The following is a 12,102-nucleotide window of genomic DNA, read 5'->3' as shown; positions in this document are numbered from 1 at the left end:
ACCTCAAAGGCATCGCCTTGCAGAGGCTCGAAGGTAAAACGCAGATCGCTTTGACGGGGCATGGGCGCTCCTGAGGCACGCTACCGCGCGCCCCGTCATGGCAACGGGGCGGGCGATGGCGAACACATAAAACTGCCTGCCAGAGCGGGCAGAAACAGCGGTGGGTTAAACCGGCTTGCGCCAGTCGTCTGAGGCTTCGGTCCCTGCAACCACGTGGCTCCAACTGACCTTGCGGTAGGCCAGGCTGGTCTTGATCAGTTGGGTGTAGTTGGCGTTATCGCTGTCTTGGGCGTGGGGCAGCAGGGTGTGGATTTCGACGACGGTGGCGTCTTCCAGCTTGGTGGTGAAGAAGTGCTCCTGTTTGCCATCGGTTGAGGTACGGAACCACTTGACCTCAACGGTGGGCAGCATTTCGCCGGTGGCCAGCGCCTGGTAGAGCATGGGCGAGGCCTTGCTCAAGGCACTGGTGAAGATCAGCGGTTTGTGTACCCGTTGCCCCGAAGGCTGGCCGCTTTGCGGGTCGGTGGGGGTACTGATCAGGTGGTCGACTTCCTGGGCCAGAATTTCGTCCTCATGGCCTTCCACATACACGTTGCCCACCGAGTCGCCGGTAAACGCGCCTTTGGTGATGTGGCCCTGGGTCTGGCCGTGGATGCTGATGTAGGCAGGTGTTGGCATGACAAACTCCTTGTAACGATCAATAGAACAACCCGATGGGGTTGCTACCGTCGGTGTGACGGCATGGGTTTATGGCCCGGTAAGGGCCAAGGGTTTGCAGGCGCCCGACGCGGGCGCGCTGAAAATCGGCTACAGCGTGAGAATCCGGTCGAGGGAAACCAGCACTTGCTGGGTGATGCCGTGCAGGCGCACGGCGTACACCGTGTACGCCACGACCAGCACCGCACCCGCCATGGCCCAGGGTGTCCACAACGGCCACGCGCGTTTGATGCGGTAGTTACGCGGGGCGACGTGGGTCAGGGGTTCGGTCAGGCGTTTGGGCGTCTCGCCGCGCAGCGGGCGCAAGAGGCCGTGCAGGTGATTGATGATCCGTTGCAGTTCGTCATCGCCTCGGGGCACGTTGCCGTGTTTGCCCTTGAGGCCCGTGCACAGGCACAGGTACATGAACTCCAGCACATGCTGGTATTTGGCGGCGTCGGTGGCCATGCGGGCGAGCAGGGTGAAGAACTTCTCGCCGCCCCAGGATTCATGATGAAACACGCTGAGCAGCGAGCGCGTGCTCCAGTTTGAACACCTGCCCCACGGCGTGCTCATCACCACTTCGTCCACCAGCAGGCACAGGCTGTAGGAGTATGCCTTGAGCGCGCCGGGGTCATAGTCCAGCGAATTGAGCTCTTCAATGATCGTGCTGATCTGGTTATGCAGGTCGCGGTAAAGCGCGTTGATATCGGCATGCCGGTCCAGGTGGCGCAGGCGTATCAGCAAGCCGATCAAGGGCATGGCCGGGTCGCACAACGGGTTCCAGGCCAGGCCGCGCAACTCGAATTCAGGGTCGGCCAGGTACGTTTGCGTTTGCTCTGTGATGACTGGCGGGGCGGGGGTAACCGCGTCCTCAAGCGCTTTGATGGGGGACTCAGACGTGGTGTCTTCACTCATTTTTTTCACTCCTGATCGCCCAGAACTGCAGTTCCAGTTCAGGGAAGTCGCCGGCGACATGGAAGCCAAACCCGCTACCCGTGCTCAGGCTCTGCCAGCCAGGGTGATGACGGTCGAGTTCGAAGTAGCTGAAGCCGGCATGGAACGGCAGATGGCGCGGCGCCACGGGCAGCGGGATCAGGGCAATGCCCGGTAACTGCAAGCTGACCAGTTCGCCCAAGGCTTCGGTGGCGCTGATCTTTATCTGTTTGGGCAACTGCTCGCGCAGGGTTTCCAGCGGCAGATTGGCGCGTACCGCGAGGATGAACTCGGCAGTGTCCAGCAGGCGCTTGTCGCCCAGCAGCGCAGTGAGCACGCCGAATTCCTGGGCGACGATGGGCAGCGACACGGCGCGCGGCTGCAAGACGGTCCCCAGCGCCCGGCGCAAGGTGTGCTCCAGGGGTTTGAAGCAGGCCCGCAAGTTGTCGTGCTGGTAGGCCGGGTACTCTTGGGGCAGGTGGCCCTCGTCGGTAAAGGTCACCAGTTCGCCGCAGGCCTGGGCGAAGGTGATGTACAGCCGCTCCGGGTGGACATGGCGTTGCCGGGCCAGGTGCTGGAACAGCGGGTACATCCGGTTGAGGGTTTGCAGCAGGTTGAAATCGGTGACATCGGCCACCCCCGATTGCCCCGACGAGCCGATGCGTTCAGCCAGGTTTTTGGCCCGCTCACGGATCTGCCCGGCCACTTCCCCGAGGTAGCGTTGCAGCACCGGTACGGCCTGCAAGGACACGCAGGTGGGGTAAAAATGCTCGTCCATCACCAGGCTGCCGTCCGGGCGTTTATCGAGGATCTTGCCCACGGCGATACAGGTAAAGGCACTGCGGTCTTCGTCCTCAAGCATCAGCTTGAGGTTGGGCACGGCCACGTTCATCGTGGTCACATCGCCGACTTCGCTGTGGGTGTCACGCACATCCACCTGCTGGGCCAGGTAACGGCTGTTGGCATAGCCTTCGGGCCAGCGTATTTCCAGGGCCTGAGCCGACTTGAGCGGCAGCGTCAGGAACACGGTCTGGTTGGCCGCACTGCTGTGGGTAATTTCCAGCGGGGTGGGCGGCGCCTGATCAGTGGGGATATCAAAAATGCTGCCGTCGGGCATGATTCCGCGTGCCCGGGTCAGGGCGATCTTGCCAAAGCTCAGGTACTCGCTGTTGAGCGCCAGTTCGCTGAAACCATAGAGCGTGTCGTTGAGGCTGTTGAGGCGTTGCTGCACGGCCGCTTCGGCGGCGCGGGCCTGTTGCTGGAAATGCTGGGGTTTGACAAACAACCCCTCGTACCAAATGACCGGGTGACGTGAACTCATCAGTGGGCTCTCTGCGTGAAAGGGGGTGAAAAGGCATTCATCGGGTTTCCCCTTTGAGCTCAACGCTGGCGGCGTCCAGTTGCACCAGCAGCGCGTATTGATGGCCCTTGGGGTCTACGCGCAGGGTCTGCTTCCACTGGGCGTTGTCGGCGTCGTAGTAGTGGGCGATCACCGCGATAAACCGCGTGTCTTCGTCCAGGCTCTGCGGGTCGATAAATTTGAATTGGCCCGGCTGCAGCAGGTAGTCGTCGGCGCGGATCCAGGTGCTGCCCAAGGTTTTTTTCAGGTCATCCGTCAGCGTCTGGAGACTGGCGTTGCGCAGCAGGCTGTCATCGCTCAGTTGCAGCACCTTGAACCCGATGGGGCTGGCGATGGAGCGCGGCGCTTCAGTGTCTTGCGGGGTAGACAAACTGACACCGGGGGCGTTGTAGTCACCAAAGGGCGAGGCTTCAACCACCGACATTTGCGCGCCCTCGTCGGGCTCCGGCAGGCCCGCTGACTGCGGCGTGACGGTCTCGTGAACGTGATCCAGCAGCGCTTGCAGTTGCTCGGTCAGCGCCTGCGGGTTGGCGGCCTCCACGTTCACGGAATAGGGCGAGCGAATCGGCGTTTCAGCGGGCCCGGCGCCGGGGATGATCAGGCGCTGATTGACGCTGTGGCTGGCATACAGGCTCAACGAATAGCGGCTGGGTTGATCATCAGGCCCGCCCACCGGGATCGAGGGCGTCCAGATCACCTGGCCGATCTTGCCGAGCAGGGTGCAACCGACCAACGCCAGGCAGCCCAGCAGCAACAGGGCGAAGCGGATATGGCCGCCCATGTGCGTGCTGTCGAGGTGCACGGCGCGGTGGGGTTTTGCGCGCTCGACGCGGGGTATGTCAGCGCTGGCGTGGGCTGCAAAATCCAGCACGTCGTGCAATGGCGGCGCTGCGGTTATCGCCCCCAGCGCCAGCAGCGGGTCGCTCTCCCGGGCGGGGTCCAGAGGGCGACTCAACTGCTCGAATTCGTGGCAGATGTGCGTGTGTGTGTCTGTCGGGGGCAAAAAAGGCAACGTGTGGGCGTTCCAGTCTTCAAGGCCATCCCGGCGACCGGTGAGCAGTTCAGTGAGCGAGCGCTGGCTCAGGTGGCGACGGTCGTCTGCCAGCTCATGGGCATCCAGGTGTACGGCAATTTGGTAGTCGCCGATGTGTAAAAAATCCCCCTCGTTCAACTGCACGGTGGTGCCACGGCCCAAGGGCAGGGCATGGCCGTTGGCATAGGTGTGGCCGCAGTGATCGGTGACGCAGGCGCGATTGCCCAGCCAGTGGATCTGGCAGTGGTAGGGGCGAACGCTGCGGCTGCGGTCGTTGAGCCGCCAGTCGCAGTCCGCACTGCCGATGCTGCCGCCGTGTAAGGCAAAACGGTGGGTGGGCTGGCAACCGTGGAGCAATTGCGCGGGGTTGCTGATGACCAGCGTGAGGTTCATGCCCGCCCCCTGATCCGTACCACAGCGGGGTGACGGTGTGCCTGGCACTCGATGAAACTGGTCCAGCCCAAGTGAGTCCCGCCTTCGCGGCGCAGGTTGAACGGCGGCACGTCTTCTTCGCGCAAGCCCAGTTCCACGTAATAAGCCGGTACGTCCCGCGCCAGAAAATCCAGCAACTGGCGCAACCGTGCACACTGACTACCGCTGGGCAGGAACTCCCGAAAGCGCTTTTGCGACAGGTTGGGGATCACCAGGGTGAACTGGCTGGCGCGTGTGCGGGCACGGTCGCCGATGGTGAAGTTCTCCCCGAGTACACCGTTAAGTGAGCCGAGGGCCACGCGATGGCGCTTGAGCAAGGGCACCGAGCGCGGTTCAAACTCACGGATGTAAACGCCGTGCAGATCAAAACAATGCTCTACAATCCCGCTCACCACTGACGGCGCACGGCTGCGGCTGGCAATCAACCCGGCAAAGCTCAACAGACGCCCCCAGGGCAGCGGTGTCGCGCCGCGCAGGTCGTTGTCATTGAGGCCAATCAGGGAAAACACATAGCGCGAAAAGCGGTCGCGAGCGTTTGCCTGGAAGCGGATGTAGTAGCGATATTTTCGCCAGCTGTGGTGCAGCAAGGTCAGCAGGCGATGATTGAAAAAATCGAGGAACTCGGGGCGAATGCCACGGCCCTGCGCTTGCTCATAAGCCAGACGGTCCAGGTAATAACCGGGCAGCGGCGAGTCGGCGCCCTGCAAGCCCAGAAACGTGGTTTGCACGCGGTAGCGCTCGTTGCCGAGCGTTTCATCGACACGCTCGGCAACGGTCAGGTCCGAGGCCGGAAAGCCCATGCCCGCGTGGCTTTGCAAACGAACCCGGCGACGGCTGGCGCGGCTTGCAGGCTGGGCTTCGAGGTCATCGTCGTGCAGCGCGTGCAGGTGTTCCAGCAGACGATGGAACGAGTAGTTCCGCGCATCGGCCAGGAGCGTGTCGGCTAGATCACGGGTTGTCTGCCGGTCAACAGTGGCCATTCATAGCACTCGTTGTTAGTGGTATTGATCACTTCCAGCTTGTGGAAGGAGTTGATGCTTGCGTAGAGCGCGAAGAAGTGCGAAAGCACGCTGGCGAACAGGTACAACTCGCCCTCGCAGAGGAACGCCTGCTGGTCCAGCTTCAAGCGGGTGTGCAGGCCGCGCACGGGCAGGCCCTTCATCAGCCAGTCAATGGGCGTGGTGACGGCTTCGCCAATCCCGTCCAGGCGCTTGCGGGTGGCGCGGGTCTGTTGCAGGTCGTGCAAGGCGGCAAAGTCATAGGCGCGGATCACCGCCTTGAGTGGCTCTGCCGAGAGCAGCGACAGGTAGTTCAGCGACAGGTTGGAAATCAGCGTCCAGTGCAGGCTGGCGTCCAGCACCGGGCGATACGAGCGCGTGGGCGCGATCAGATTGGTGTAGGTGGCAAAGGACGGCGTGGTTTCGGTCGACAGCGACACGTCATCAATGCCCAGCGCCTGGGGTAAATCACGGTTGCTGCAGGTCAGTTCGATGGACGCGGTTTCATGCTCGCCGATGTAGTCGCGTTCATCGCCACGCACAAAGGCTATGCGCTGCTGCAACCCTTCACGGCCGTGGGACTCTTCGATGTGGGTGCGAAAGTACAGCGCCGTACGGCCCTGGGCGTGTTCGATCTCATGCTGAAAAGACTCAAAGGGCGTGAAGGTGCGCAGCGGGTCACCCTTGTGTTCTTTGTCGCTGGCGCTCCAGCCAGCCACGCGGTCAACACTGAAAATCTCATAGGCGTCTGGGCGCTGCCCGGTGGGGATGACCCGCTGTTCCAGGCTGCGCCCGTCCAGGGCAATGGGTTCGGCGTCGTGGCTGAACAGGTTGACCGCCGGGGCGCAGAACAGGTGCAGGTCGTGGGTCTGCAAACGAATGTCGCCGGGCATGGGCCGGGAGAACTGGAACTCGAAGCGGATCTCATCGGTGCTGATGGCGGGCCAGGCTTTGCCCAGGCGGGTCAGGCTGAAGAAGTGAAAGCGCTGCGGGAACACGAAGTATTCCTGCAAGATCCGGTAGCCGTCGAAGACATTGCGCGGGTAGGGCAGCAACGCCTCTTGCGGGGTAAACCCCGGAAAACCGATGTCTTGGGGGTTCAGCCCGTAGGCGGTGCCATTGACGTACAGGGTCACGCTTTTGAGGTAGTGGGCGATCCACAGGTACAGGGTTTGCGCCGTGGCATTGCCACCGCCAAGGTGAAAATCCAGTTGATCGCAGCCCAGGCTGCTCAGCGGTTGCCGGGTCAAGACGCTGAGGTCGATGCGCACCACCGAGGCTTCACGGCTATGGGCATCACTCACGCACTTGACCGCCAGCGGGTACAGGCTGACCTCGGTGCAGGTGCGAAATTCGCAACTGATGCCGTCCACCGGTTTGGCAAACAGCGGTGTGCCTTTGGGCAGCACCTGGCGCTGGCTGATGGCGTCGGGCAGCGGTTTGAAACGCACGATGGTGCAACTGGGCAATGGCCGCAAATAGTTGGGCCAGAGCATCTGCAGCAGCGGATGCGTCAATTCCGGCAGGTCATCGTCTATCTTCATGCCGAGCTTGGCGGTGAGAAACGCAAAGCCTTCCAGCAGCCGTTCCACATCCGGGTCATTGGCCTTGTCACCCAAAAACTGCGCCAGTTGCGGGTTGTCCTCGGCAAACTCACGGCCCAGCTCACGCAGGTAACGCATCTCTTCGGCAAAGCGTTCTTTCAAGCCCATGGCGTCCCCCTTTATTTAACGCGGGTGTAGCCGTCGCGGCCGTGCATGGCCACGTCGATCAGCACCCTTTCGTCCTTGTGGTTGAGCTGCACCTGGCAATCGAGGCGAAAGTTCAGCTCCAGTGGTAAATCCGGGTCGGGCTGATAGCGCACGCCAACGACCTTGATCCTCGGCTCGAATGCTTCGATCGAGCGGCGTATGTCGGCGCTGATGGCGATCACCAGGTCAGAGCTGCCTTGGGCTGCGCCATTGAAGTCGCGCAGGCCCAGTTCAGGGCTGCTTTGCGAGCAGCCCTGGCGGGCATTGAGTACGTGCTCCAAATGGCGCTTGATCGCGTCGATACGCTGGCGGGCCTGTTCGTCCGCGGTGCCCGGGCGGTAGCGCGGTGCATCAGGCTCCAGACGTTCGAACAGGCTGGCGCGGCCCAATTACTGGGTGTCCAGCCGACCGACCAGTGAGATCTCGAAGTTCGCGCCCATGTACTTGAAGTGCGGGCGGATCGACAGCGACACCTGATACCAGCCCGGATTGCCGGCCACGTCCTGCACATCAATCTGGGCCGCACGCAACGGGCGACGGCTGCGCACATCGGCTGAAGGGTTGTCCTGATCGGCGATGTACTGCTTGAGCCAGGTGTTGAGTTCGCGCTCCATGTCCTGGCGTTCTTTCCAACTGCCGATCTGCTCGCGTTGCAGGACTTTGATGTAGTGGGCCAGACGATTGACGATAAACAGGTAGGGCAATTGCGTGCCGAGCTTGTAGTTGGTCTGGGCTTCCTGACCTTCGCGGGTCTTGGGGAAGGCTTTGGGTTTTTGAATGGAGTTGGCCGAGAAAAACGCTGCGTTGTCGCTGTCCTTGCGCATGGTCAGCGGGATAAAACCGGCTTCTGCCAGCTCATATTCCTTGCGATCAGAAATAAGCACTTCGGTGGGGATCTTGGCTTGCAACTGGCCCAGTGATTCATACAGATGCACCGGCAGATCCTCTACCGCGCCACCGGATTGCGGGCCGATGATGTTCGGGCACCAGCGGTAACGGGCGAAGCTGTCGGTGAGTCGGGTGGCCATCAGAAAGGCCGTGTTGCCCCACAGGTAGTTGTCATGCTGACCGTCGATGGCTTCGTCGTAGCTAAAGCTGCGCACCGGGTTTTCCAGGCCGTCATAGGGCGTGCGTAACAAAAAGCTGGGCAGGGTGGCGGCGATGTATTTGGAGTCTTCCATCTCGCGCAAGCTGCGCCATTTGGTATGGCTGGGGCCTTCAAAGATGTCGTTGACCTCTTTGATCGATGGCAGGTCCTGGAAGCTTTTGAGGTTGAAGAATTCGGGGCTGGCGGCCATCACGAACGGTGCGTGGGCCATGGCGCCTACAGAGGCCACATAGCTGAGCAAACGGATGTCCGGTGACGAAGGGCCGAAGGTGTAGTTACCGATCATGGCAGCGATGGGTTCACCACCAAACTGGCCGTAACCTGCGGTGTACACGTGCTTGTAGAGGCCGCTGCGGGTGATATCGCCAGCGTTGTCGAAATCGTCGAGCATTTCTTCTTTGGTGACATGCAGCACGTCGAGCTTGATGTTCTCGCGAAAGTCCGTGCGATCCACCAGCAGTTTCAGCCCGCGCCACGCCGATTCCAGTTGCTGGAACTGCGGCTGGTGGAGGATTTCATCCATCTGCTTGCTCAAGGCAAGGTCGATTTCGCTGATCATCTGATCAACCCGGAACTTGTTCACGGGCTGTTCGTGATGGCCGCTTTGCAAGATCTCGCTGATGAACGCGGCCACGCCTTGTCTGGCGACCGCATAGCCTTCCTGGGCCGGGGTCATCATGGTGTTGGCCAGCAGTTGATCGAGTAGCGAGGTGGGGGCATCGGTCACCCGGATTTGGGCGTTGGCACTTTCCATCGGCATGGGTGGTACTCCGTTTTATGAACTCGGTTTCGGCAGTCGCAGGGCAGTGAACAGGCAGGTAACGCTTGGCGTTTGGGCCTAGGCGTCAGGCGAATCCTTGGGGGCAGGCAGGGTCAGGTTCAGTTCGCGAATAAGCCGTTGGCGCGAAGCATCGTCAGCCAGCAGGCTTTGCAACTGTTTGCGGAAGGCGGGGGTATTGCCCAGCGGGCCTTTTAACGCCACCAGCGCGTTGCGTAACTCCAGCAGTTTGTTCATTTCAGGCACTTGGCGAGCGATGGCATCGGGGCCGAAATCGTTAATCGACTTGAACTGCAAATTAATGCTCAAGTCGTTCTCGATATCGTTGGTCAAGACGCAAGGCACTGCCATTTCCAACGTTACTTCAGCTTTGGTCAGTACGTCGTTGAAGTTGTCTTTATCGATACGTACGGGTTGTCGGTCTTCAAGGGCGGACTCTTCGCCGTGGCCTTTAAAGTCACCGGTTATCAGTAACTTTAACGGTAATTCAACTTCGGCCTGTTGATCGCCTGTGGCCGGAATGTATTTGATGTTGATGCGTTCTTTTGGAGCCACGGAACCGTGATCTTTCGACATGGGAAAAGTCCTTTTCATTCGAAGGTAGCCCTATTAGGAACCGATTTCTCTAGGCCTGTCATGTCGGCCAAAGCCGTTAGTTGTGTGGCTTTTCTCTGTAGGAAATTACGATTGTGAGTTTGGTAGTACTTGCCCTACATAGTTGCAGGAGGTCGCTGAGAGATATGTCTGTTAATTGCACTAATAGCGTTATTTGTGGAGTGTTTTACTTGCTACTTAATTGCCGGTTAGTCCACGCTCCGGACAATTAAGGCGTTATACGTCGAACTTTTTATCAGCGAGAAAGAATCTTGCGCGTTATGTCATGCCCATCATTCATACAGGAGGTGCAAATGCGAATAAACAGAGGGCGGGCATGGGCGCTAGGCGTCTCTCTATTAGTGCTGGCGGGGCAACAGGCATTGGCCATGCCAGCAGCGCGAGACTGTACGACCGTTGTGTCGTCGTTAAAGCGTCTGGAATGCTTTGATCAGGCGGCCGGAACGCCGATTCGCAGCATGGCGCCACAACCCATCACTTATGTGGGGCGAATGTTGCCCATCGTCGATCTGGTGCAGCGCAATGAGGCCCAACGCAGCCCCGGTGACTTCCGCTTTTTGATCTCCCACTGGCCAGAGCTGGAGGATGATCGAGCACAACGGGTGGTTATTTCTGCCCCGGCCCTGGGAGCGTTTGCCCCCCGGCCGACCCTGGCCATCAGTTGTGAATCCAAAATCACTCGCTTGCAACTGGTGCTCGATGAGCCAAGCAAGCGCAACAAACTCCACATCCAGCTGTTTGCAGATGACAAGCCGGTTTCTAACGCGACATGGCAAGTGATGGATGAGGCGGGGCTGGTGGTCGAGTTCAGTCGGGGGTTACCGACCATTGCGCTGTTGCGGCAGATCATGGGCAGCCAGCGTCTGGAACTGAAAAGCACGCAGGATGTAGCCCTGAATGGGCTGGTGTTTGACGCGCAAGGCCTGGACGCGTTGATTGCGCAGGAGCGTCAAGCATGCCGCTGGTGATCGAGGTACCGGCCGATATTGTCCCGCTGTTGCTGGCGCCGATTGAACCGGAACAACCCGCCGGGTATTTCGATATCGAGGACGAAACCTATCAGGCAATTGATCAGGAAATGATCAAGCTCGGGGGCTTGCGTGAGGCCAGCATCGACTGGCCGTATATCGATGAAGCGTCCCGCCAGTATCTGGCCAGACAGTGCAAGCACTTGCGCATCCTCGGGCATTTACAGGGGGTGTGGCTGCGCACCCGGCAGTGGGCGCGCTGGGCCGATGCCATGGGCTTGCTGGCAGGTGTCGTCGAGTTGTATTGGGACAGCGCCCACCCCAAGCCCGGGCCGACCGGCTACCTGGCCAAGCGCAAACAGATCAAGCGCCTGCTTGAAGAGTTGGGGCAAGCCTTGTCGGGCCTCGACCGCAGCAGTTTTGCCCCGGTGCATCAGGCCATGGCGGAGCAGGCGTTGCTCGACCTTGCGCGCTGTGCGGTGGCGGCCAAGCTCGACCCTGCACCCATTGAGGCGCTGCAACGGCAGTTGGCCAAATACAGTGAACCGCCGGTGCCTGAGTCGGCCAACCAGGCCCCGTCTTCCGGCGTCCTGAACCCGACCTTGTTCACCCGCACCAGCGCGCCGCCCGTGGGCAGCGAACGTGAGCAACGGCGTGCCTTGCTGGCAATGGCCGAGCAACTCAATCAACAAGACCTCTATGACCCGGTGGGCTATCAACTGCGCCGTTTTGGCCTGTGGGCGCACCTGCATGCTGCCCCGGCCATCACCCGCGACCGCCGCACAGAATTGAGCGCGGTGCCTCAAGACATTGTTGACGCGTATCAAGAAGCGCTGGGCGCCAATGCCCTTGAGCCCGCCTTGCTGTTGCGCATTGAAAAAAGCGTCGCGGCCTCGCCGTACTGGTTGCGTGGCAGCTACCTCGCGGCCCAGGTGGCCTCGCGCCTGGCGATGGATGACGTGGCCTTGGCCGTGCGCCGCTGTTGTGAGCGGCTGGTGTGTCGGCTCCCGGCTTTGCTTGAGCTGAATTTCAGCGACGGCACGCCCTTCGTCGACGCGCCAACCCAGGCCTGGATCAGCGGTGCCGACCAGCGCGAGGGCACCAGCAGTGCGGTGCCTGAGTACGCGGGCCTGCGCGACGAATTGGTGACTCAACTGAATACCGAAGGCGTTGAGGTGGTGCTGCTGCGTTTGCAGGCATTGCACGCAGCCCATGAAGCCCCGCGCCAGCGCAGCCACACCACGGTAATCGCCGCTGATTTGCTGGGGGCCCGTGGCCTGTCCTGGCTGGCCGATGACCTTTACGCCGGGGTGGCTCGGGTGATGCGCGAAACCAGCGCCCAGGCGTGGGAACCCGAGTTGTATCAGAAGTTGGCCCAGCACCTTGGCAACCCCTCGTTGATCAAGGCCGTTCAGGAGTAGGAGCAG

The 12,102-nt window shown here is 60.8% G+C and carries 11 protein-coding genes; 2 read left to right on the top strand and 9 right to left on the bottom strand.

The annotated features are described in order from the left end of the window. Positions 1-165: 165 nt before the first annotated feature. From GHO32_RS22125 to tssB, 9 genes are all read right to left on the bottom strand, one after another. Positions 166-678, bottom strand: coding sequence for an Hcp family type VI secretion system effector (locus GHO32_RS22125; RefSeq protein WP_048373680.1), 513 nt, complete (start codon positions 676-678; stop codon positions 166-168). Positions 679-807: 129 nt separating this feature from the next. Next, entirely contained in the window at positions 808-1,614 is an 807-nt protein-coding gene (gene icmH / locus GHO32_RS22120; RefSeq protein WP_153335421.1) for a type IVB secretion system protein IcmH/DotU, read from the bottom strand. Continuing rightward, on the bottom strand, positions 1,607-2,953 hold the full coding sequence (gene tssK / locus GHO32_RS22115; protein ID WP_153335420.1) for a type VI secretion system baseplate subunit TssK: 1,347 nt from the start codon (positions 2,951-2,953) through the stop codon (positions 1,607-1,609). Before tssK ends, icmH begins: the two co-directional genes overlap by 8 nt. Positions 2,954-2,990: 37 nt before the next feature. Next, on the bottom strand, positions 2,991-4,418 hold the full coding sequence (tssJ, locus tag GHO32_RS22110) for a type VI secretion system lipoprotein TssJ (RefSeq protein ID WP_153335419.1): 1,428 nt from the start codon (positions 4,416-4,418) through the stop codon (positions 2,991-2,993). Further along, positions 4,415-5,437, bottom strand: coding sequence for a type VI secretion system baseplate subunit TssG (tssG, locus tag GHO32_RS22105; protein ID WP_153335418.1), 1,023 nt, complete (start codon positions 5,435-5,437; stop codon positions 4,415-4,417). Before tssG ends, tssJ begins: the two co-directional genes overlap by 4 nt. Next, complete coding sequence (gene tssF / locus GHO32_RS22100; RefSeq protein WP_153338311.1) at positions 5,401-7,167, bottom strand: type VI secretion system baseplate subunit TssF; 1,767 nt, start codon at positions 7,165-7,167, stop codon at positions 5,401-5,403. Before tssF ends, tssG begins: the two co-directional genes overlap by 37 nt. An 11-nt stretch (positions 7,168-7,178) precedes the next feature. Beyond that, complete coding sequence (gene tssE / locus GHO32_RS22095; protein WP_048373670.1) at positions 7,179-7,595, bottom strand: type VI secretion system baseplate subunit TssE; 417 nt, start codon at positions 7,593-7,595, stop codon at positions 7,179-7,181. Continuing rightward, positions 7,596-9,068, bottom strand: coding sequence for a type VI secretion system contractile sheath large subunit (tssC, locus tag GHO32_RS22090; RefSeq protein WP_088500278.1), 1,473 nt, complete (start codon positions 9,066-9,068; stop codon positions 7,596-7,598). An 84-nt stretch (positions 9,069-9,152) separates the two neighbouring features. Next, positions 9,153-9,668 (bottom strand): type VI secretion system contractile sheath small subunit, encoded by a 516-nt coding sequence (gene tssB, locus GHO32_RS22085; RefSeq protein ID WP_153335416.1) that lies wholly within the window; start codon positions 9,666-9,668, stop codon positions 9,153-9,155. A gap of 332 nt (positions 9,669-10,000) precedes the next feature. Between tssB and vasI the strand changes: the two genes are divergently transcribed. Both vasI and tssA read left to right on the top strand, forming a co-directional pair. Beyond that, positions 10,001-10,675 (top strand): type VI secretion system-associated protein VasI, encoded by a 675-nt coding sequence (gene vasI, locus GHO32_RS22080; RefSeq protein WP_256665580.1) that lies wholly within the window; start codon positions 10,001-10,003, stop codon positions 10,673-10,675. Then, a complete protein-coding gene (gene tssA, locus GHO32_RS22075; protein WP_153335415.1) occupies positions 10,663-12,096 on the top strand; it encodes a type VI secretion system protein TssA in 1,434 nt (477 codons plus the stop codon). Before vasI ends, tssA begins: the two co-directional genes overlap by 13 nt. Positions 12,097-12,102: the final 6 nt, after the last annotated feature.

Source organism: Pseudomonas sp. FSL R10-2189 (assembly GCF_009600325.1).
GTDB lineage: Bacteria > Pseudomonadota > Gammaproteobacteria > Pseudomonadales > Pseudomonadaceae > Aquipseudomonas > Aquipseudomonas helleri.
Note: the sequence above shows the minus strand (reverse complement) of the source record. Positions and strands in the feature narration are given on the sequence as shown.

What these genes read in the sequence shown, in the direction of transcription:
- tssC (WP_088500278.1), bottom strand. Translation starts at nt 9,068, where the DNA reads ATGGAAAGTGCCAACGCCCAAATCCGGGTGACCGATGCCCCCACCTCG.
- icmH (WP_153335421.1), bottom strand. Translation starts at nt 1,614, where the DNA reads ATGAGTGAAGACACCACGTCTGAGTCCCCCATCAAAGCGCTTGAGGAC.
- tssB (WP_153335416.1), bottom strand. Translation starts at nt 9,668, where the DNA reads ATGTCGAAAGATCACGGTTCCGTGGCTCCAAAAGAACGCATCAACATC.
- GHO32_RS22125 (WP_048373680.1), bottom strand. Translation starts at nt 678, where the DNA reads ATGCCAACACCTGCCTACATCAGCATCCACGGCCAGACCCAGGGCCAC.
- vasI (WP_256665580.1), top strand. Translation starts at nt 10,001, where the DNA reads ATGCGAATAAACAGAGGGCGGGCATGGGCGCTAGGCGTCTCTCTATTA.
- tssK (WP_153335420.1), bottom strand. Translation starts at nt 2,953, where the DNA reads ATGAGTTCACGTCACCCGGTCATTTGGTACGAGGGGTTGTTTGTCAAA.
- tssG (WP_153335418.1), bottom strand. Translation starts at nt 5,437, where the DNA reads ATGGCCACTGTTGACCGGCAGACAACCCGTGATCTAGCCGACACGCTC.
- tssA (WP_153335415.1), top strand. Translation starts at nt 10,663, where the DNA reads ATGCCGCTGGTGATCGAGGTACCGGCCGATATTGTCCCGCTGTTGCTG.
- tssF (WP_153338311.1), bottom strand. Translation starts at nt 7,167, where the DNA reads ATGGGCTTGAAAGAACGCTTTGCCGAAGAGATGCGTTACCTGCGTGAG.
- tssJ (WP_153335419.1), bottom strand. Translation starts at nt 4,418, where the DNA reads ATGAACCTCACGCTGGTCATCAGCAACCCCGCGCAATTGCTCCACGGT.